This is a genomic window from Bacillus sp. Bwzl_19, from assembly GCF_054900515.1.
Map to the genome: position 1 here is coordinate 487061 of NZ_CM142729.1, position 21720 is coordinate 508780.

General features: G+C 38.3%; 19 protein-coding genes and 3 pseudogenes. 15 read left to right on the plus strand and 7 right to left on the minus strand.

Annotated elements, in window-relative coordinates:
* The first annotated feature begins 1015 nt into the window (after window positions 1-1015).
* A pseudogene (locus tag ACW5MY_RS02555) lies at window positions 1016-1448 on the plus strand (terpene synthase).
* 120 nt (window positions 1449-1568) lie between these two features.
* On the opposite strand, the gene ACW5MY_RS02560 reads toward ACW5MY_RS02555, so the two are convergent.
* On the minus strand, window positions 1569-2072 hold the full coding sequence (locus tag ACW5MY_RS02560) for an RrF2 family transcriptional regulator (RefSeq protein WP_013351106.1): 504 nt from the start codon (window positions 2070-2072) through the stop codon (window positions 1569-1571).
* A 198-nt stretch (window positions 2073-2270) separates the two neighbouring features.
* On the opposite strand from ACW5MY_RS02560, the gene ACW5MY_RS02565 reads away from it, so the two are divergent.
* The 4 genes and pseudogenes from ACW5MY_RS02565 (at window position 2271) to ACW5MY_RS02580 (ending at window position 5464) form a co-directional block, all read left to right on the plus strand.
* Complete coding sequence (locus ACW5MY_RS02565; protein ID WP_013351107.1) at window positions 2271-2921, plus strand: FMN-dependent NADH-azoreductase; 651 nt, start codon at window positions 2271-2273, stop codon at window positions 2919-2921.
* Between the two features lie 483 nt (window positions 2922-3404).
* Window positions 3405-3605, plus strand: a complete 201-nt coding sequence (gene cspC / locus ACW5MY_RS02570; protein WP_013351108.1) for a cold shock protein CspC — start codon at window positions 3405-3407, stop codon at window positions 3603-3605.
* Between the two features lie 954 nt (window positions 3606-4559).
* Window positions 4560-4661 (plus strand): annotated as a pseudogene (locus ACW5MY_RS02575) (lipoprotein); the annotation flags it as partial.
* 122 nt (window positions 4662-4783) lie between these two features.
* A complete protein-coding gene (locus tag ACW5MY_RS02580; protein WP_013351110.1) occupies window positions 4784-5464 on the plus strand; it encodes an aspartate/glutamate racemase family protein in 681 nt (226 codons plus the stop codon).
* A gap of 172 nt (window positions 5465-5636) precedes the next feature.
* Here the strand turns inward: ACW5MY_RS02580 and ACW5MY_RS02585 are convergent, their stop codons facing one another.
* Together ACW5MY_RS02585 and ACW5MY_RS02590 are read right to left on the minus strand one after the other, a co-directional pair.
* Window positions 5637-6206 (minus strand): DUF2812 domain-containing protein, encoded by a 570-nt coding sequence (locus tag ACW5MY_RS02585; RefSeq protein WP_013351111.1) that lies wholly within the window; start codon window positions 6204-6206, stop codon window positions 5637-5639.
* A complete protein-coding gene (locus ACW5MY_RS02590) occupies window positions 6193-6510 on the minus strand; it encodes a PadR family transcriptional regulator (protein ID WP_013351112.1) in 318 nt (105 codons plus the stop codon). Before ACW5MY_RS02590 ends, ACW5MY_RS02585 begins: the two co-directional genes overlap by 14 nt.
* A gap of 305 nt (window positions 6511-6815) precedes the next feature.
* On the opposite strand from ACW5MY_RS02590, the gene ACW5MY_RS02595 reads away from it, so the two are divergent.
* Together ACW5MY_RS02595 and ACW5MY_RS02600 are read left to right on the plus strand one after the other, a co-directional pair.
* Window positions 6816-8204, plus strand: a complete 1389-nt coding sequence (locus ACW5MY_RS02595; RefSeq protein WP_013351113.1) for an aminotransferase-like domain-containing protein — start codon at window positions 6816-6818, stop codon at window positions 8202-8204.
* 97 nt (window positions 8205-8301) lie between these two features.
* Window positions 8302-9597, plus strand: coding sequence for an MFS transporter (locus ACW5MY_RS02600; protein WP_462061662.1), 1296 nt, complete (start codon window positions 8302-8304; stop codon window positions 9595-9597).
* A gap of 191 nt (window positions 9598-9788) precedes the next feature.
* Here ACW5MY_RS02600 and ACW5MY_RS02605 read toward each other — a convergent pair.
* Window positions 9789-10750 (minus strand): annotated as a pseudogene (locus tag ACW5MY_RS02605) (patatin-like phospholipase family protein).
* Between the two features lie 178 nt (window positions 10751-10928).
* On the opposite strand from ACW5MY_RS02605, the gene ACW5MY_RS02610 reads away from it, so the two are divergent.
* Window positions 10929-11228 (plus strand): hypothetical protein, encoded by a 300-nt coding sequence (locus ACW5MY_RS02610; RefSeq protein ID WP_013351117.1) that lies wholly within the window; start codon window positions 10929-10931, stop codon window positions 11226-11228.
* 410 nt (window positions 11229-11638) lie between these two features.
* Entirely contained in the window at window positions 11639-12985 is a 1347-nt protein-coding gene (locus ACW5MY_RS02615) for an FAD-binding oxidoreductase (protein WP_013351118.1), read from the plus strand.
* Between the two features lie 124 nt (window positions 12986-13109).
* Here the strand turns inward: ACW5MY_RS02615 and ACW5MY_RS02620 are convergent, their stop codons facing one another.
* Entirely contained in the window at window positions 13110-13535 is a 426-nt protein-coding gene (locus ACW5MY_RS02620) for a VOC family protein (protein ID WP_013351119.1), read from the minus strand.
* A 270-nt stretch (window positions 13536-13805) separates the two neighbouring features.
* Here ACW5MY_RS02620 and ACW5MY_RS02625 point away from each other — a divergent pair, with 270 nt between their 5' ends.
* Window positions 13806-14741 (plus strand): cation diffusion facilitator family transporter, encoded by a 936-nt coding sequence (locus tag ACW5MY_RS02625; protein WP_013351120.1) that lies wholly within the window; start codon window positions 13806-13808, stop codon window positions 14739-14741.
* A 277-nt stretch (window positions 14742-15018) separates the two neighbouring features.
* Here the strand turns inward: ACW5MY_RS02625 and ACW5MY_RS02630 are convergent, their stop codons facing one another.
* A complete protein-coding gene (locus tag ACW5MY_RS02630) occupies window positions 15019-16299 on the minus strand; it encodes a DedA family protein (RefSeq protein ID WP_013351121.1) in 1281 nt (426 codons plus the stop codon).
* Between the two features lie 463 nt (window positions 16300-16762).
* On the opposite strand from ACW5MY_RS02630, the gene ACW5MY_RS02635 reads away from it, so the two are divergent.
* Window positions 16763-17296, plus strand: coding sequence for a cupin domain-containing protein (locus tag ACW5MY_RS02635; protein WP_013351122.1), 534 nt, complete (start codon window positions 16763-16765; stop codon window positions 17294-17296).
* A 331-nt stretch (window positions 17297-17627) separates the two neighbouring features.
* On the plus strand, window positions 17628-18149 hold the full coding sequence (satA, locus tag ACW5MY_RS02640; RefSeq protein ID WP_013351123.1) for a streptothricin N-acetyltransferase SatA: 522 nt from the start codon (window positions 17628-17630) through the stop codon (window positions 18147-18149).
* 131 nt (window positions 18150-18280) lie between these two features.
* On the opposite strand, the gene ACW5MY_RS02645 is transcribed toward satA, so the two are convergent.
* Window positions 18281-19171: an AraC family transcriptional regulator gene (locus ACW5MY_RS02645; protein ID WP_013351124.1), complete on the minus strand. Its 891-nt coding sequence runs from the start codon at window positions 19169-19171 to the stop codon at window positions 18281-18283.
* A 372-nt stretch (window positions 19172-19543) separates the two neighbouring features.
* Here ACW5MY_RS02645 and ACW5MY_RS02650 point away from each other — a divergent pair, with 372 nt between their 5' ends.
* From ACW5MY_RS02650 to ACW5MY_RS02660, 3 genes are all read left to right on the plus strand, one after another.
* Complete coding sequence (locus tag ACW5MY_RS02650; RefSeq protein WP_014469812.1) at window positions 19544-19747, plus strand: hypothetical protein; 204 nt, start codon at window positions 19544-19546, stop codon at window positions 19745-19747.
* 149 nt (window positions 19748-19896) lie between these two features.
* Window positions 19897-20943 (plus strand): Cfr family 23S rRNA (adenine(2503)-C(8))-methyltransferase, encoded by a 1047-nt coding sequence (locus ACW5MY_RS02655; protein ID WP_013351126.1) that lies wholly within the window; start codon window positions 19897-19899, stop codon window positions 20941-20943.
* Window positions 20944-21245: 302 nt separating this feature from the next.
* On the plus strand, window positions 21246-21617 hold the full coding sequence (locus ACW5MY_RS02660) for a hypothetical protein (RefSeq protein ID WP_254610447.1): 372 nt from the start codon (window positions 21246-21248) through the stop codon (window positions 21615-21617).
* The last annotated feature ends 103 nt before the right edge of the window (window positions 21618-21720 follow it).

The window sequence follows — 21720 nt, forward strand, 5'->3', positions numbered from 1 at the left end:
AACTTAAGGACAGTATCCCTATTTTGATATGTGAAATACGTAAAAATTTAAATTTTTTTTTGCATAATTTGGATTAGTGAAGGTATCAATAAAAAAATATCTTTTGCCTTTAGCGATCAACAAATAAAGAATGAATAGACATAGTATCTACTCATTTTTTTGTATGTGCAGGAATGTGCTTTGGTTTGAAACCAATATAACTTAAACCTTAATTTTAGATATAAAGTTCCTTTTTACATTTTAACTTTATCAAAAAATGTTCGATCTGCCATAATACAATTAATTTAAATATTGTTACAATTTTGTATTGTGCAGCAGCTTTGCTTAGGGATTCAGATGAAAAGTCGTAGTGTATGCAGATAATATTTGAAAGGAGTTTCGAATAAAAGATGGATCGAATAAGTGCATAGAGCTGCCCAATTTCTGCCCAGAATTAATGTTAAATGATAAAATTCAGTGTGAATTAAATAAACTGATGCTTTAAATAAAGGCTTTTGTAAACGATGATATGTTTTTACTTAGGTTGAGGGCCTAGTGGGTGAATAAACCGTGGAGGTTCAAGTCCTCTCGGCCGCATCTCAATGATGCCAAGGGTTTTAAACATTTGGTATTTTTTTGTGTTTATGATTGTGACCAAATGTGTCCATTAACTTGAAGTGAAGCGTTTCTGTACTGTAAGTCTGTAATCTAATGGGTACTTCCCGGTATCTCCATTCATCCTTCTGCTGAATGCATGAGGTGATTCATAACGTAATAAAGAAGTATAAGACCTCTTTAAGTGAAAGAGGAAGGGACCTGTTGATGCCAAAAGAGATAAAACCTTAATTCGTGTATATGATGGTGGGAAATATATTCAGTTTGCTTTTTATAATGATGCTTCACTCAATTATTCCTCGAAAAAAGTTTCTAAATATAGTTGGACTGATATATTATGATAGCCTACATATGTGATAACAATAGCAGCCTTAGTAGGTGTAACAGAACGTAAAAGTTAGTATTTGAGTAGGGGGAAATTATGCTATCACTTAATAGAGCTTTAAAACTACGTGATTTAGAAATTTTTCGTGTGCTGAAAGATAGTAACATTTTATCTTACGTAATAATTGAAGATACTCGAAAGCCATTTACAGAAGAAGACAAAAAATCCACTATGTTATATGGACGAAGAAGATATTAATGCGATTTTAAATGTTTTTAAGATTTCAATTGTTAATGATGAAAAATTATATGAAGCTGATTCAACTTTTATAAGATCCTACTTTTCCGAATTTGTTAATAATACAAATTTAACGAATGTTATTATCAAAGAATATGTTCAAGAGGATTTATATGATTACGATGATGAAGATGATATCATTTTCTTTAATAGAATTTTACGTAGTATAGGATCAGATTATGTTATTAAAGAATTTGACGATATAAATTGGATTTATTTATCTCAAGATTGATTTCTTATATAGGTACAGCATTAATTTTACAAATTCAATCATCGAAAAACGAAAAAACAAAATATGACTTGTGAATTAAAGGCTGTCTTAAAGGCACAAAAAAAGCTCAAACTAATTAATTTAGTCAGAGCTTTTTTTTATGAAGTATTCCCGAGTATCTGTCCTTGTTTTTTTAGGCAATACTACGTCCAGTTCCTTGTTTAACCATGCGAGCGTTTTATTACGAAGATACTTACGCATCTGTTCTTCTGCTTCAAGCATTACCAAGTTAATTGTACAAGAAGAATTGCTGGATTCACAGGAGTTGCATTTGTCTCGATAAAGCAGGCCATTGCTTACAATATTTTTACATTGAAAAATGGGTTTTGGTCCTTCAACAGCCTCTATTACATCCCAAAATGAAATATCTTCCGGGGATTTTGCTAACCTATATCCTCCCTTTACACCTGGGACAGAATTTACAATACCAGCTTTAGATAATTTACCGAAAACTTTTGAAAGAAATGATTCTGAAAGTCCTTGGAACTCTGCAAGGTCCCGAATCCCGACACTTTTCTTGGAGGGAACATCTATTAAATAAACCAGGCAATGTAAAGCATATTCAACCCCAGCACTATACTGCATAGAAACTCACCTGCTTTTGTTTTTGTGGGTAACCACATTGTATCTTAGGAGTATTTTTGGTGATAGTCAATCATAAAACCCTTCTTTAGATATATTATTTGTTTCATTTGACAAAATAAAATGCAGGGTTTATATTAAATACTAATTTAATCGACGATTGAATTAGTCTTTAATAGAAGATGAAAGGGGGAATTTCAAATGAGCAAAACACTTATCATTAACGCACATCCGAAAGTAGATGATGCATCATCATACAGTTTGCAGGTAATGAACCGCTTTTTGGAAACTTACAAAGAATTAATTCCAAAGAGTGAAGAGCTTGAGCAGATTAACTTGTATAGTGATGAAGTGCCTATGATTGATAAAACAGTTTTAAGCGCATGGGAAAAGGCAGGAAAAGGCGATGAACTGACTAGCGATGAACAAAAAGTAACGGAGCGTATGACAGAAGTATTGAAACAATTTAAAAGTGCAAAAACGTATGTCATCGTTTTGCCATTGCATAATTTCAATATTCCATCAAAATTAAAAGACTACATGGACAATATCATGATCGCACGTGAAACATTTAAATATACTGACACTGGGTCAGTGGGTCTGCTTAATGATGGACGAAGAATGCTTGTCATACAAGCTAGCGAATCAATTTATACAAATGATGATTGGTATGAAGAAGTTGAATACTCTAATAAATATTTGAAATCAATGTTCAATTTCCTCGGTATTGAGGATTATCAAATTATACGAGTGCAAGGAACAGCTTTACTAAGTCTGGAGGATGTTTTACAAAAAGCAAAGAAAGAAGTTGAAGAAGCTGCTTCAAGATTAGCAGGGAAAAGGAAAGCCTGAAGATCATTGTTGGTTAGAACAGCTGAAGCTAAAGTACAATCAATTATATGATGGTGGGAAGTCTCTTCAACTTGCGTTTTGCGCCTAATTATACTGGTATCTATTCTTGTCTTGGCGGATTAGATTGGTAAGGATATTTGAGCAGACATAAAAGTCTGCTCTTTTTTGTGCTTAAAAATCTGTCAAGAAACAAAAATTCGTAGACAGAGCAGATTCGTCTATTATACGGTAGCTAAAAGAGATTTCTCACTGCTTGTTATCCCTTTTGATTTAACGCTATTGGAACCTCTAAAAAAACCATACCAAAACACCCCACCAATGAAACGTAATATTAATTTGCAGTTATTTCCGTTTCGTGCTATGATAAAGGGGAATTATTTTTGTTCGTGTAAAGGATAGTATGAATATCGACTTTTCGTCTTGATGATACTTTGGGCAAGGATAGTAATACAATGTGTGGTATCACACTAGGAGGCAACAAAAATGGAACAAGGTACAGTTAAATGGTTTAATGCAGAAAAAGGTTTTGGATTTATCGAACGTGAAAATGGAGACGATGTATTCGTACACTTTTCTGCAATCCAAAGTGACGGATTCAAATCTTTAGACGAAGGTCAAAAAGTAACGTTTGACGTTGAGCAAGGTGCTCGTGGAGCTCAAGCTGCTAACGTTCAAAAAGCTTAATCTTCAATCGTTTATACAAACAGGCTCTTTATATAGGGCCTGTTTTTTTATATTCTCTGTATAATACTTAATAAAAAACCCTACTCAACGTTCGAGTAGGGGGAGATGGTACAAGGTAATAGAAAAAGGTTTAAAACTTCAAAGGTTTGTTTACAGTATAACATACTGGATTGACAATATGCGGAATGTATATAAATTATTTGTTTTTCTGTTCTCAATATAACTGCATGTTATTCTTTCTTCTTTCACTAAAATTGCTCGTTAATTTAAGCACAAGGATTAGGCTGACGAAAACTTTCGTCAGCCTTTTTATATTAAGGAAGAAATTAAAATTCTCAAAGTTAGAGCGTGTTTTGTTTTGACTCACCATTTTTTTCACCATAATTCATACAAACATATAGAAATGACGTAAAGTGAAGTGGGTGAATAACCCATCACTTTTTGTTTCTTTATAAAAGGGGAGGGAATACTCCAAGATAATAAAGAGAAAACAAAAAAGAGCCCGCAGGCCCTCAGAAAACATGAGTAAAATAATTCACTTAATAAAATCTGCGTCCTCTTCCAACGAATCCAAACCGTCTTCTTCTTTCGAATGCAAGAGGTGAAAATCCCCTTCTAAAACCGCCACGAAAAAATCGGTTTCTTGCATATAATCCAAATAAAGGCATGGGCTTTCCTCCTTTCAGGTCATAAGTTATGAGACGCGGATCTGCTCCGCAGGCGTTCAACAAGCTACAATAATTAGCAGAACAAATATGAAATGACTAAGGCTTTGCGAAAATTAAATAGATCTTGTTTACAATCTATTCATCATAACCTCTTCAGAGTCACCTCCTGTTTGGAGTAATTAATCATAGAATATTTTATGTGTAGATAAACAAAATAGATTGGGCGAACTTTAGTTATTATAAAATTCCACGTTATAGCAATCTGGCTGAATGTGGCACCACACATATGAAGAACCTTTTTATTTTCCCTGGTGTATCCGCCATCCTTCTGCTGACTGCGTGTGGCGGAAGTAAGTATGACAATTCGATTGATGAAGTGATAAAGCAGTAGAAGAAAGCCAGAAAAGAAATGGGGGCAGATTCAGATGAGGATAAGAAGGATAATGCTGAATTTGGGTAGAATAACTCTTGGTGACAGATTGGTACACATTTTTAAGGAGGAGGACAACTATGATTGGAATACTGGCAGGAATGGGACCAAAATCTACCGGGCCATTTGTAGATAAAGTAGTAGACGAGTGCCAAAAAATATATGGAGCAATAAATGACATTGATTTTCCTCATATGATGATTTATTCTTGTCCGACTCCTTTTTACGTGAATAAACCTCTCAATCATACGGACATGGAAAAGGCAATTATTGAGGGTGCTGTAAAGCTTGAAAAAACGGGTGTTGATTTTATCGCCATCCCATGTAATACCGCTCATATCTATTTTAATCAATTAAAAAAATCGATTTCAGTCCCTTTATTAAACATGGTTGATGAAACCATAAAAAAAATACCAAAGGACTCAAAAAAAATAGCCCTTTTAGCCACCTCTCCAACGGTTCAATCTGGAATATTTCAAGAAGCCTTAATCAGAGAAAATTATGATTTTTTACATCAAGATAGTTGGCAAACCTGTGTCGATCAAATAATAGAAAAGATTAAACAAGGTCAAATCAATGAGTCTATTACATTATTTGATGAATTACACCGTGAATTAGCAGAAAAGGTTGATACGGCTATCATTGCATGTACAGATTTAAATGTTGTCACAGATAAAAAAAGCAGCGATATTCCCTTTGTGGATTCATCAGCTTGTCTCGCTCAAGCCATTGTCAATAAGTATGTATCATTAACAGAATAACTCTTTGAATAGTTGAGTGGACTTTGTGTCTGCTCTTTTTTATGGGGAATTCATCTAAACAGTAATTCGTCTGATTTATCAGCAAATTCAGGGCGCTTTTTTTCCGTTAAAGCGCCCGACTTCGGCAGAAACATTATCCCCAAATTACTTCTTTGAATTTAACTTCCTCGCATTATTTTTCTTTTAACATTGAATACTTTCGATAAGCTTTATAGTAACTGATGCCAAAGATAACAGCCATTAGGGCGGGAAGCGATCTCAAAAGGGCAAATGGAGTTTCAAATAAAAATGCTTTCCAAAACATTGCGCCTTCCATACTCCACAGACCTTCAGCTAAATATAAACCAGAATCCTTGTAAATCATATAAGAATAAAACAAGCACAGTAAACCAAAACAAGATGAATAACCCATTAATCTTTTATAATAATTACTCTTTGATTGGCGATCCGAGAAGATTTCATTTTGATCATCATCTTCTTTTTGCCAATATCGCGTTCCGCTAAGCCATGGGCTGTTTATATAACTCCAGCCGAAGTCTTCATAGATCCCTTTGTAATCTTTGAACTTTTTCTTTGATAAATAATCTTGATAATCCAGCCGCATCACATATGTCTTGTCGGTTTTTTCGAAGGTGTATATTCCTGATCCGCTAATATTTGTACAGCGATAGCCTTTTTGTAATTGCTCGTTCAGCCATTGCTCCTCTTTTTCAATATCAAAAAACATCTTAAATTTCTTCATTCGATTCACTTCCTTCGTACAGGGATAGAATATGCAATAACCTATTTTGTTCCATTTTCAAAATGTCGCTTCCTTCTGCAGTTATCATATAGACTTTTCTCCGGCCTGACTCTCCAACAGATTCAATCCAGCCGTGCTTATTCAAGTTTTCAATCGCACCGTATAATGTGCCGGCCGCTAACATAACAGTTCCGTTACTCATCTTTTCTATCTTCTGCATGGCGGCATAACCATGAAGCGGCTCACGCAGAGCTAATAAAATATAATGCATGGTTTCAGACAGCGGTAATAATTTATGTTTCATATCGTCACCCTCTATTCAGTTCGACTATATAGTTCGACTTTATAATAAAAGTAATACAGTTCAACTGAATAGTCAATGGTTTTTTCAAAATTTGTAAAAATAAATTGATAATAAGAGGACATCAATCTAAAAAGCCGCCTTCCTGCGTAAGGGAAAGCGGCTGCACGATATTATATGTCAGCCAAATCCTCAGGGGTAATTGGCTGCTGCGATATTTCAAAGTATGTGTTTGGCATATTGGATAAAAAGAAAATTGTTTTCTAAACGGTGCGATCATATAATTGAATGAAAAAAGGAAGCATATCATGCCGATCAATTCTTTTGAAAACTATCCGATGAGCTGGAAGCCGACGATTGATAAAACGGAAAAGCCCATTTATAAAGCGATTGCGGGGAAATTGGAACAGGATATATTACAAGGAGTTTTATTACCCGGAACCAAGCTGCCTCCTCAGAGAGAATTAGCTGATTATTTGGATTTAAATGTAAGCACTATTTCAAAGGCTTTTAAAGTTTGCGAGTTAAAAGGTCTGTTGAGTGCATCTGTCGGGAGCGGTACTTTTGTTGCTTACGATGCATTATCGAATGCGTATCTGCTCGAAGATACAAAGCCGAAGCATTTAATTGAAATGGGAGCGACACTTCCGGATCAGGTATCTTATGAGCCGCTGCTGCTCCAGCTGAAAAGTATGCTGCAAGAGGAAGATTACGAAAAGTGGTTCGGCTATGGCCGGACAGGTGAAAGTCTTTGGCAGAAAGATGCGGCTGTCAAGCTGATTCGAAGAGGCGGATTTGAAACGTCCGTTGATCACATTTTATTTGCAAACGGCGGGCAAAATGCGATTGCCGCCACATTGGCAAGTCTCTGTAAACCGGGAGATCGCATCGGAGTTGATCATCATACATATCCCGGCTTGAAAACGGCCGCGTCAATGCTGATTGTGCAGATTGTGCCGATAAAATCAGAGAACAATGAAATGAGCCCTTCCTCATTTGAATATGCGTGTAAAAATGAAAATATTAAAGGCATCTACCTAATCCCGGATTATCATAATCCGACAGCGTCTTTTATGTCTGTTGAGAATCGAAACACGATTGCGGGCATTGCAAAAAAATATAATCAGTTCATTATTGAAGATGCATCGTACCATCTTCTGGGGAAAAATCCGCTTCCGGCTATCGCATCATTTGCACCGGAGCAGACCATTCACATTGCCGGTCTGTCAAAATCATTAGCACCAGGGTTGAGGCTGGCGTATGTCGCAGTCCCGAGCCAATATAAGGAGCCGATTTCAAAGGCGCTTTACAATTTAAATATAACTGTTTCTCCGCTATTAGCAGAACTTACTGCACGCACGATCGTATCGAATCAATTCGAAGTCTTAATTGAAAGTCATCGTGAACAGACCATTCGCAGAAACAAAATCGTAAATCAATATTTACATGGCTATACGTGTGCAGGTGCTGAAACGGGAATCTTTCGCTGGTTAATGTTACCCGGAAACATGACAGGTGCGGAATTTGAAAATTTAGCCGCACAACATGGAGTGCAAGTGTATGCGGCTGAACGCTTTGTCGTTGGGAATAGTTGTCCGGAAAGGGCTGTCAGAGTGTCTGTCTGTGCACCGAAAACGCTTGGGGAGCTTGAGCAGGGCTTAATGATTCTTAAACGCTTGCTGGATGAGCATATGTAATATTGTCCGCCATACAATTCTTATATTGTATGGTTTTTTTTGTGCGTGTTATGATAATCCAAATCTGTTGGAGGTTATAAGAAAGGCAGGTCGGGTTATGCTTCAAAAAGACAGTATAAACGTGTCAGATGGTCAATCTGCATCATTGCGGCAATTCATAGATTCTCCTGAAAAACAAAAAGCGTTATATAAGCGTACTTTAGCTGTCGTCAGTCTTTCACAAATTTTCGGTGGTGCAGGGCTGGCGGCAGGAGTTACTGTCGGTGCGCTTATTGCACAGGAAATGCTTGGTACAGATGCGTTTGCCGGTGTACCTTCTGCTTTATTTACTTTAGGATCAGCAGGGGCCGCATTATTTGTGGGGAGGCTTTCTCAGCGTTATGGCCGTCGAACAGGTCTTTCAGCCGGATTTATGATTGGCGGACTGGGGGCGATAGGAGTCATCCTTGCGGCAATGATAAATAGTGTTTTTTTGCTGTTTGCTTCTTTGATTATTTATGATGCGGGAACAGCGACAAATCTGCAAGCCCGTTATGCAGGTACGGATTTGGCAAATCACAAACAGCGGGCGACTGCTGTCAGTATGACTATGGTTTTTACCACATTTGGTGCAGTTGCAGGCCCGAATTTAGTGAATGTAATGGGGCAATTCGCGCTCTCTATCGGTGTTCCGTCACTTGCGGGTCCATTCATTTTAGCGGCAGCAGCATATATTTTAGCAGGTGCCACTCTTTTCATCATGCTCCGTCCGGATCCGTTAGTCATAGCAAGAACAATAGAAATTTCCGGCCAAAAACCTGATGATAGAGGCCAAGTGACCGCGGACGAACACACAAAGAAAAAAAGAGGGATCATTGCGGGCGCAGCGGTTATGATTCTTACTCAAATTGTAATGACTGCTATTATGACAATGACGCCGGTTCATATGAGACATCACGGTCATGGCTTAGGAGCAGTAGGTCTTGTCATTGGCTTTCATATAGGCGCCATGTATCTCCCTTCACTGGTGACAGGTGTGCTTGCGGATAAATTAGGCCGTACTGTAATGGCTGTATCTTCTGGAATGACGTTGCTTTTGGCAGGACTCGTATCGGCATTTGCCCCGGGAGATTCTATGATTCTTATGGTCATTGCTCTATCTTTGCTCGGGTTAGGATGGAATTTTGGTTTAATAAGCGGAACTGCACTTATTGTTGATTCAACTGAAGCTTCCGCACGGGCTAAAACTCAAGGTGCAGTGGATGTTTTGATTGCGTTGTCCGGAGCTGCCGGCGGAGCATTGTCCGGAATGGTCGTAGCAGGCGCAAGTTATCTAACATTATCACTTGGCGGAGGAATATTATCGTTGTTATTAATTCCGGTGGTGATATGGTCACTTGGAAATAAAGAATAAACAAAGTACTTTATGTTTGCCCAACATGAACATAAAACGGTGTAAATGGATCAATGAATAACTTCATATACTTGAAATAACAAGCTATTAAGGGCCTAGTGGGGAATAACCCGTGTGAGGCGAGGTTCAAGTCCTCTCGGCCGAATCGAAAAATACCAAGGGTTTTTCCGCCCTTGGTATTTTTTCCGTTCTTATTTGCTGTTCCAGTTTTTCTCTATAAATTTATTCACAGGCTGTAAGTTGGTTTTGTTCGCAATTTCAATGACAGCGGGAACCACGGAAGGGTCCGTTTTGGAGAAGTTAGGAATCCGCGGGTCTAACCGGAAAAAGCGATCTCCCAGAAGATTAGCACTGACCATGGATTCATAGTAACCGTTTCCGCCACCGACAATCTGCAGAAATGGCAGTAAAGGTTCATTAGGCGACCTGTCCAAAAGGACTCCCCAATTTGGAGGAAGATTCTTCAGATTTTCGGGACGTATGTTATCTGCACTTACCATTCCCCACCCCCTCGTATCTCGTCTTAACCGAGTCTGGGCTTCACCTGTTCCAATGGATAATACTGCAATTTGATCCAAAGGCACTTTGGCTTTTCCTACTGCAAACGCGATACTGGCTGTACTGGGGTTCGTTGCTACTACATATCCGTCGACGTAGTTTTGATAGGCGCGTTGCGTCGCGGGAGCACCGCTGCTCCGCAGTATGACATCACTCACTTTCTCATCTAAATAGGGAGAGCCGGGAAAGTTGTGAAATAATACAGGAGTCCAACGATCCAGTTTTTGAGAGTATAATTTGAATGAAGGGACAACAATTCGTCTTCTTAAGTCTTTGAGACGAAGATCTTCCGGGAAAAGTTTCGTACCGCTTTAATAAAACCGGAATATGGTAATTGTTGATTAAAAACAGGTCCGCCCGGCCGGGAAATGCTGAATGCTGGCAGGATATTTTCCTTAAAATAGCGGAATGTCTCCTGCAGTGATCTTCCGCTGGCTAATGCAAGAGCAGTGAATGAACCGATTGAATTTCCCGAAAACACATGGGTTCGGCTTATTAATGTTGGATTTTGTTTAACCAGTCTGTTCAATAATTGTAAACTTAAAGCACCTAAGGTACCGCCCCCATCAAAGGTCATAATCCGATATTTTGCCAAAGTTGATTTCTCCTTTCAATTTAAAACTATCATTCAGTATATGTTTCTCCGGTGTCTATTGTATGGATGAATGAAAACTTCTCTAAAATGTGTTGATTAATCAAAATAATAGTCCAAGCTGTAATTTTTCATTTACATAATATGTAATGATTTTAATATATAAGAAGGAGTGAAGGTCATGTATTATAACCAAGATGAAGATCAAATGTTCATTCCGAAGAAAAAGCCATACAACGAAGCCTGCGACAGTGGTCATGATATGGATCAGGTGGAAGAAGCATTAAGAGCAGAAGCAGCAAGAGAAGCAGAGGCAAGAGCAAGAGCAGAAGAAGCAATAGCGAGGGCAGAAGAAGCAAGAGCAAGAGCGGCGGAAGCAAAGGCGGAAGCAATAAGATTAGCAGCAAAAGCGAAATGTAAAAAGCGTCATAAGAAAGAGAAAGAGCATGATTGCAAACGTAAGCACAAAAAGAAAAAATAAAATTTTAATAATGTAAAAGACTTGAATCATTTTTTCTCGAAAGAAAATTTTCACCGCGAAAATTCCTGCAAGGCTGTTGGAGGATCAAACACGAAGCTTGCTCAGCAGAACTAAACGGGCAGGCATAAAAAACATCCGGCTCCATACCGTTTGGGGAACTGTCTGTCGGACAGCCTGCAAAAGTCAATATGTTATCCCAGAACGTTATAAAAAATGAGAAGGGACAAGAGAGTGGCAGCTTGCCGCCCTTGTCTTTTTTTGTGTGTTTTTATAGGGGGATAAGTCGATGCTCAAGTTAAGCTTTCGCATATATTTATCTATTTTTAAGTTAGTAGACCATCTGTCTAAGAATTTGTCCAAATCCTACATATACTGGTACCGGAATCAAATGCTTATTGGGAGTGAAATAGATGGGATCAGCACAGTTAACAGGACGTGTAATCTTCAAAGGGGACCCCGGCTATACACAGGCGGTTAAGAATTGGAACCCTTATGTTGATGTCTATCCGCTTGTCTTTGTTTTTGCACAAAATTCATACGATGTCAGTAATGCTATTAAATGGGCTCGTGAGAATAATGTGCCTTTGCGTGTCAGAAGCGGCCGCCATGCTCTGGATAAGAACCTTTCAGTAGTAAGTGACGGAATTGTTATTGATGTGAGTGACATGAATAAAGTTTTATTGGATGAAAAAAACGCGATTGCAACCGTTCAAACCGGCATTCACGTTGGTCCGCTTGTAAAAGGATTAGCTCGGGATGGTTTTATGGCTCCGTTTGGAGACAGTCCGACCGTCGGAATCGGAGGAATTACGATGGGCGGCGGATTTGGCGTGCTCTCACGATCGATTGGCCTTATCAGTGATAACCTTCTCGCACTGAAAATGGTAGATGCAAAAGGCAGGATTATTCGAGCAAATCAATCTCACAATGAGGACTTACTATGGGCTTCCAGAGGAGGCGGGGGAGGTAATTTCGGATATAACACCCAATATACTTTCAAAGTTCATCGTGCTCCTAAAACTGCAACCGTCTTTAATATTGTCTGGCCATGGGAACAATTAGAAACGGTATTTAAAGCTTGGCAAAGATGGGCGCCGTTTGCAGATGAACGATTAGGATGCTACCTTGAGATTTTCAGCAAAGTAAATGGCTTGTGCCATGCAGAAGGAATTTTCCTCGGTTCAAAACCTGAGCTGATTAAAGCATTAAGACCGTTATTAAATACCGGAACTCCGACACAAACCGTAATCAAAACATTATACTATCCAGATTGTATAGATTTCTTAGACCCTGATGAACCAATCCCCGGCAGATCCGATCAGAGTGTTAAATTTTCCTCGGCTTGGGCGCTTAATCTTTGGCCGCAAGAACCTATTTCAATCATGAGACAATTTTTAGAAAGAGCCACTGGGACAGAAACTAATTTCTTTTTCATAAATTGGGGCGGTGCGATAAGCAGAGTTCCTAGCAGCGAAACAGCCTTCTTTTGGCGCCGGCCATTGTTTTATACGGAATGGAATGCCAGTTGGGAACATAAATCACAAGAAGCCTCGAATCTTGCGTCAGTTGAAAGAGTGCGTCAGCTGATGAAGCCATATGTAACAGGTTCATATGTGAATGTTCCGGACCAAAATATTGAAAATTTCGGAAAGGCATATTATGGCTCAAACTTTGCAAAGCTTCAAAAAATAAAGGCGAAATACGATCCCGAAAATGTATTTCGTTTTCCGCAAAGCATCCCGCCGTCTTATCACTAGTGTATTCGTTTTGTTAAGCATTCTAAATATCATCAAGTTGGAACACACCAGAAAATTCAGGTGTGTTTTTATTTTTGCTTTTATTTCTTAAATGAAAAACACTGCTCCATCAGAAAATAGCATATCAGTTTTCTAATGTATCCCAGTGCGGATTCCAAACGATTTCCCATAGGTGTCCATCTGGGTCTTGGAAGTGACCGGAGTATCCGCCCCAAAAAGTATCATGAGCGGGATCAGTTATAGTTGCTCCTGCCTGTTTTGCCTGTTCCATTACTTTATCGACTTCAGCTTTACTATTAACATTATGCCCTAGTGTACATTCGACAGGGCTTGGTGCAGTTAAAGCAACGTTTGCCTCATGTGCGATGGATTTGCGATCCCAAATGGCAAGTTTCAGTCCTGGCTGCAAGTCAAAAAAGGCAACTGCACCATGCTCAAACTCTTTACCGACTATTCCTTCTGTAGGCAGACCCATACCATCTCGATAGAAGTGCAGCGCTTTTTCTAAATGATCTACGCCTAACGTGATTACTGTAATCCGTGGTTTCATAAAAATGCAGCCTCCCAAGCTCATGATAAGAAAATTATATCAATCATTGATTAAGAGAGATATAAAAGTTATTTAATTATTCAGTTTGTTTTTGAAGATGTAAAGGGGGTATCTTTCATTAAAAAATTATAGTAAAGAACATTTATATTCTTATATGAACACGTGATCATATATAATTGTTTGTGTGTGACATGTTAGAATGCTTCATAACAGAAAAGAAATAATAAAAGCATATGCATCAAGAAATTTTAGGTTAAGGAGGAGATTTTTATGGGTCACAATCATACTGATGGGTCCAACAAAAAGGTTTTATTGATCTCTTTTATCATGATTACAGGTTATATGATTATAGAAGCGATAGGCGGATTTTTAACGAATAGTCTGGCGCTTTTGTCAGATGCGGGTCATATGCTGAGTGATTCAATCTCATTAATGATTGCTCTGATTGCTTTTAAATTGGCTGAAAAAAAGGCGAGTCACAATAAGACATTCGGCTATAAACGATTTGAGATTCTTGCAGCTGTGATAAACGGTGCTGCATTAATTCTTATTTCCCTTTATATCATTTATGAAGCAATCAAACGTTTCTCTCATCCGCCGGAGGTAGCAACAACGGGCATGCTTATCATTAGTATCATCGGGTTAGCTGTGAATATATTGGTTGCATGGATTATGCTGAATGGCGGAGATACAAAGAATAACCTGAACATAAAAGGAGCTTATTTACACGTAGTAAGTGATATGCTCGGATCTGTAGGTGCCATTCTTGCTGCGATACTTATCATCTTCTTTGGGTGGGGCTGGGCAGATCCATTGGCCAGTGTCATTGTGGCTGTTCTTGTCCTAAGGAGCGGTTATAACGTGACTAAAGATGCCATTCACGTATTAATGGAAGGAACTCCAGAAAATATTGATGTTACTGACATCATTCATACAATTGAAGAGACAGAGGGCATTCAAAACATTCATGATTTACACATATGGTCTATCACAAGCGGATTGAATGCTCTTTCTTGCCACGCTGTTGTTGATGATCAGCTGACTATTTCAGAAAGTGAACGTATTTTACGCAAAATTGAACATGTGCTTGAGCACAAAGGCATTACGCATGTAACGGTTCAAATGGAAACAGCCGCGCATAATCACGACAATACAATCCTTTGTCAGGCCAAAAGTGAGCAGACGGACGGCCACCATCATCATTAAATTTTTATCTGATTTGAATGCAGAGATGGATGGGAACGTTAAATGGTATTTCTCATCGATTGATGCAGGATGACGGCACCCAGCCAGCGGCTGTTTTAGAAAAAGACTAACTCTTGGAGCTGAATGAAAGCTTTCCGGGATGTATACGCTTGGTAAGTAAATTTACAGAGAATTGTTTAGCTCACGCACATAGAAAAGCTCCTTGTTAAAGGAGCTTTTCTACTCTTTACATATGGTTCATATAAAATGTTTGCTTTCACTCCCCGCCCAGCCTTTCTCATTTAATCCTTTCAAGCACAAGTCGAAACAGCTCAAATAACAGGAAGTTAAAAAACATCCAAACCCCGCCGTATACATATCCGCCCACTATGTCGCTTGGAAGAACGCTTGTCCATTTAATATTTACAATCGCGAGACCTATTAATAACAATAATCCAAATAAAGGAGCCGCAATGGTCACATAATGTGTGTTTGAATGACGAACAAGCAAAAATATGCAAGTTCCATAAATGATAATCATCATAGCTGCATTCAGATCCGGAAAATCGGCAGAATGAAATTTCCCCTTAAAACCAATCGTTCGAAGGATAGAGAAGGCCTCCATAATAAATTCACGAAAAGGGGCTCCTCCGAGTATGGAAACCGATAATAATAGATACTCCAGCAGCCTATTCTGATTCTTCAACCAAATGACTAATAGGGTTAAAACGATGAGGCCGGCGATGCCAGCGGGTTGTTGAAAAATGAATAATTCTTTCATCCAGTCCATATAAAAGGCAGTATAAACGACATATTCCGCAATTTGATTAAACTGGGCAACGTCATTTGCAAGATAATCCTGAGCTAAGCCAAACATCAGGATCACAAATCCAATTAAAACTGACGTGAGGCAAGTAAGGAATATTTCAGTGGCTCTTATCGTTCTGAATCGATTTGTTAATCTCGTCAGCCATTGGATAAAAAAGTTTTTAATCTGGATTTTATAAAATCTAAAAAGAAGATATCCCGCTAACAAAACAGCCAGAACAAGAAGAAAAATGATTAAATATTTGCTTGCTGCCTGATGTAAGGTTTCCCATTTAGGCCCCAATAATTTCCCTAAAGTAATAAAACAGCTTCCCCACAAAATGGCCCCAATGTAAGCAGGGATAATAAATGTCTGGAATGACATTCTGGAACTTCCTGATACATAACCGGCAAAATGCCTGACCCCGGGAATGAAATAAGCGAACACAAGTAATTTACTTCCTGACCGCTCAAACCAAGCCGCTGTTTTGTTATACCTTTCGGGCCCTAAATGAACATACTTTCCATACCGCTCGATTAATCTATATCCTCCGGTTCTGCCAACCCAATATGTGATTGTTATCCCCGTGCCCGCGGAAATAAAGGCAGTTAGAAGTGCTAAAGCATAATCCATTTTTCCTTGATAAACAAAATACCCTGCATAGCTCATGATCATCTCGGCTGAAATTGGAATAGCTAAGAGCTCTAAAATAATACCGGAAAATAAAATCAGATAACTATGTTGTTCAAATAAAGTTATTAAATGTGACATAAAAGCCTCCGGATTTTTATCTAACACCGTTACCTTGATCTGCAAAGTATCATTATTTTTTTAGTAAGTTTAGCATTTTCAGAAACTTGTAAGTTTTTAATAGGAACTAGTTTATTGTATAGAGTAAGGATGCCCGATTCCGAAAAAAATATAACATCAGTCCAAGCAATTGCGATGCTTACTCATATGTAAAAGCGATTTTTAAAGCTTTAACTTTTAATGCAAAGCTGACGGGTTTATCAATTGCTTCGAATTTTTGTCACCTCTTCTCATTACGTATCAAAATATAGTAAGTTTGTGGAGCAGAGAACAGTATCATTGAGGGACAATGGATGAGTGACCTGCGGAAGTTCAAGTTTTCTCAGTCGTAATCATGATAAGGGGAAAATTCCTTAGCGTGGCACATTCTCACTGTAAAAGCATAGGATAACATCATAAAAATTTAAAATTGCGGGGATGAAAAATGTATTATATACCTTTTTCACATCAATGTTATTATTGTGTGAATGTACCGATGTATAGCGATGGAAGATCTGTTTATTGGACTGTTCCAAATAACTATGATCCTTCATACGAAGATAGAAACCTTCTCTTGAAAGATTATGGACCAAAACCATTTGTCGTGAATATCAATAAAGCCGCAAAACAAAATCATACGTTCCGTACTGCCTTATGGACCGGAAAACATTTTCAAATTACTTTGATGAGTATCGGCATTGGAGAAGATATCGGTTTGGAAATCCACCCCCACGTAGATCAATTCTTACGGATTGAGCAAGGCCGGGGAATCGTTAAAATGGGCAGGAGTAAGGAAAATTTAACTTTCCAAAGAAATGTCTATGATGACTTTGCCATTGTTGTACCTGCAGGCACTTGGCACAATGTTATTAATACGGGTAATACGCCGTTAAAACTATATTCAATTTATGCGCCTCCCAACCATCCATTTGGCACGGTTCATGCGACTAAGGCAGATGCAGAGGCTGCGGAAGGTTAGCATAAAGTATACTGCAGAGGTTTGACAAAATGGGATTCCGCCTTTCTGGCTGCCTAAGAGTATGGTAAATAAGGCCGATTTAATATGAATCGGCTTATTTTTTGTTGGATTTATTTTCTTTGAACAGCCTTGGATCGCTGCGGGCAATGTATCGGTTTTATCGGCCTTAAATTCTCCGGTATACCCCGGCACGAGTCCAATATGGCCTTCTTGATTAGGCTTTTCAGCAAAGAATAGCTTTTTCATTCATTTGGCAAACGTTATTGATTTATTTGCGGAATAACATATAATGGAACCGTCAAAATATAATCTCGTTAGAAGGGAGATTCATATGATTATTAAAATGACTCAATGTCATATGAAAGACTTCAATAAACCAAATGAACCTCTGGTTGTTTTCGGGAGAATTATACCCGCACTTGAAAACAATGTGTGGTCATATACTGAGGAACGGTTTTCTAAACCTTATGTTAAGAAATATGAAGATGAGGATATCGATGTCAGTTATGCTGAAGAAGAGGGGAAAGCTGTTTTTTTGTATTATGCTGACAACAACTGCATCGGCCGGATTAAGATTCGTGCCCATTGGAATGGGTATGCGCTGATAGAGGATATTGCTGTTGCAAAAGACTATAGAAAAAATGGTGTTGGAACAGCATTATTAAATAGAGCGATGGAGTGGGCAAAGGAGAATGATTGTTGCGGTCTTATGCTTGAAACACAGGATATTAATGTGTCAGCTTGTCATTTTTATGCCAAACACGGCTTTGTAATAGGCGCAGTTGATACTATGCTTTATTCCAACTTTTCAACGGCAAATGAGATCGCGATTTTTTGGTACTGTAAATTTTAATTGCTGCTGAATTTTAAACGGGCACTATTGTGTGCGTATTGAGGAAAGACGAAAAATGCAGACAGGGCTGCAAAATGGTGCATAAAAAGGAAGGGGGCATAATCCTTCCTTAAAAGAATCTTCAATACCTTTTACTTCTTTGTATAACATTCCTTTTTTGAAATCGGCACCCAAATTTCGCTTTTGAAAGATGGCGATGTTATATCCTTATGCTCGTTCCACAGTATTTCCGGGCCTTCTACTTGTTCATAATTTGACGATGGAAACCATTCGGAATAAATCCGTCCCCACACTTCTTGCAGCGCATCCGGGAATGATCCGATTGCTTCGAATACAGCCCACGTTAAGGCAGGAACTTTAAGCTGCGATAGGTGATTTGGGCAATGTTTCGTCGTTGCTGCGCCAATATAGTGATCAAGCTCCCCTTTCTCCTCTGTACGGCCTTCAGAAAAGTTTGTGGATGCACTAATGAGTCCCAAAGGTGTTGTATTAGAAAGCTCTTTAAGTTCATTTATTGTTTCTTCATCTAAACTTTCCCACATGGATGCAATATCCGGATTCACCCCTTTGAAAATAATAGGAACTCTTTTCTTAATGCCAACGATGCGAAATGCCTCTTTTTCTTCGATACGATAGTTCATTTCATTTCCTCCTTTGATTGATAACTGGAAGGTCATTCGTGGATAAGCTTTAAGTGAATGGCCATTATGTTTAGCTTCAGATGGTCTTATGCCATGCAAATGTTGAAATGCTCGAGCGAAAGAATCTGGTGAGTGATAACCGTACTTTATTGCAATGTCAATAACCTTTGCGCTGCGGTCTTTAAGTTCAAAAGCTGCAAGAGTAAGACGTCTGCGGCGAATGTATTCCGATAATGAAATACCCGTAAGGAAAGAAAACATCCTTTTAAAATGATATTCAGAGCAGAAAGCAAGCTTTGCTGCTTCTTTAAAATCAATATCGTTCGTAAGGTTTTCTTCAATATACGTTAGCGCACTGTTCATACTTTTAATCGAATCCATTTTATTGACCTCCTTTAACAAAAGAATAACAGGAGCGGCGTGTATCTGCCCGACATTCCGTGCACGGTTTTGCAGGGTTAATAAAAAACGTTACCATGCTATAAGGGCATTTCATACGGTATCTTATCTGAAACTGTATCTTTTTAAATGTCAGTCGATGTAATACCCTGCAAGCCATGCAGAATCTAAATGCTGCAATCCCTGCCCCTTAGCTTATTAGATAATAAACCGGTCAATCTGGAGCAATTAAACGAACTGATCGATGAAGTGACATAAATATAAAACATTACTATAAGAAGATTGGTATTCAAGCAGGCAGTTATAGTCAAGCATTGTTATGTTTTAAACTTTACATAGGGGAACCCTTATGATATGGTGATTATTACTAATATTGACAATAAAGAGGTGAAAGCAATGATAACCGTTTTTAGAATTTTGTATGGTTCAGATGCAAAAATTGGAAATATCTTGGCCGACAAAGGGAGCAGTCTGTCCTTTTTTAAGCCAAATAACCATAAAAAAACAGTTATCGGCGCTTTTTCTCTTTGGCAAATAAACGTTAATTCAATGACATGATGTCCTTGTTTATTTGTGCATGATTTTATTTAAGCGCAGCACCGATAATTGTGTCGGTGTTTTTTTGTGCCTAATTTTAAAAAAGGTTAGATGATGACTCCCTTCTATTTACTCAAACAAACGAGAGTTTTATGGAAGGATGAGAAAACATGCGACAAAAAAACAAGTATATAAGAATTCAAGAGTTCTTGAAACAGAATGAATTTCCTGATTTTAGAATGAAACAAATCACAAATGCTATATTCCATGGGAGAATAAATCATTTCAATGAAATAACGGTTCTTCCTAAATCGTTGAGAAAAATGTTAGTTAAGGAGTTTGGAGAGTCGGTTTTAAATATTGCTGCTTTAAAAGAACAGCATTCTGAGCAAGTTACAAAAGTCTTATTTGAAATTTCAGGAGACGAAAAAATAGAAACGGTAAATATGAAATATAAAGCTGGCTGGGAGTCATTTTGTATATCCTCGCAGTGCGGTTGTCATTTTGGCTGTACATTTTGTGCAACAGGAGATATTGGTTTAAAACACAACTTAACGTCAGACGAAATTACTGACCAAATTTTGTACTTTCACTTAAAAGGGCATTCAATTGATAGTATCTCTTTTATGGGAATGGGAGAAGCATTAGCCAATAGACAAGTTTTTGATGCTTTACATGTACTTACAAATCCGGAGTTGTTTGCTTTAAGTCCTCGCAGGTTATCTATTTCGACCATAGGGATTATTCCGGGCATTAAAAAAATGACTCAAAACTATCCGCAGGTCAATCTGACGTTTTCATTACATTCTCCTTTTAACGAACAGAGAAGCAAGTTAATGCCAATTAATGAACGCTACCCGTTAATGGAAGTAATGGACACATTAGATGAGCATATACGTGTGACCTCAAGAAAAGTTTATATTGCTTATATTATGCTGCCGGGAGTTAATGATTCTATTGACCATGCGAATGAAGTAGTAAAGCTTTTAAGAGGCAGATATAAGAGAGGGAACTTGTTCCATGTAAACATCATTAGATACAACCCAACTGTTAGCTCACCTATGAGATTTAAAGAAGTAAATGAAAATCAAGTTGTAAACTTCTATAAAACATTAAAGTCAGCAGGAATTAACGTTACCATCAGAAGTCAATTTGGCATTGATATAGATGCCGCTTGCGGGCAATTATATGGTAACTATCAAAAAAATAATAGCTAATAAAGATGAGAGTCATGTTTCTAACGTGGGAAGCATCGATACGGGGATTGTGATAAGAGGAATGGAGTGACAGAAGAGAACGCGGGAAAGTGACGGATACGATATAGCGGAGGGGTTTTATCGTTAGTATTAGTTCCGGCGGTGATATAGCTTTAGGGCAGGAAATGACACATTGACTTCATATTATTTCATTTGATAACATAAAATGGTTATTTTAGTGAAGAATCAGGATATCCATTTTGATAAAAAAAAGGAGTCATAACGTTGTTGAAAAGGTGTTTTTTCTTGTTTTTCTTACGCTGATGATGTCTATATTTGCTGTACTCGCGGCTGCTGAAGAGTCTCCCGGCGAACATGTCATTTCATTTGACGAGCCTATAATTTTATTGGTATCACTCGGAATCATTTTATGTTTATTCCTCCCTCCGTTAGTCATGTCCTTTTTTGGCAGCTTGATTGTGAGAATCATATCCGGAGTCTATCAATGTTTTATCGTTCTCACTTTCGCAGGGCTCATCCCAATTGGATTTCTTATTCCCAATGGCTATTTGACACTTCTTGTTGCCGTTGCGGGAACTTTGGTCAGTTCAGCCAGTGTTGCGGTCACCTTATTCGCTGGCAGGACAAAGAACACAAGGAAAGTTAGAAATGATACTGAAACTAAGCTTTCGTAGGCGGTCCCAAAAACACCAAGTGTTACAGACACTTGGTGTTTTTTTATTCCGGCGGCGCCAACCCGATTCTTATAAACAAAAGAAGGTATAATGGGCAGGGGAG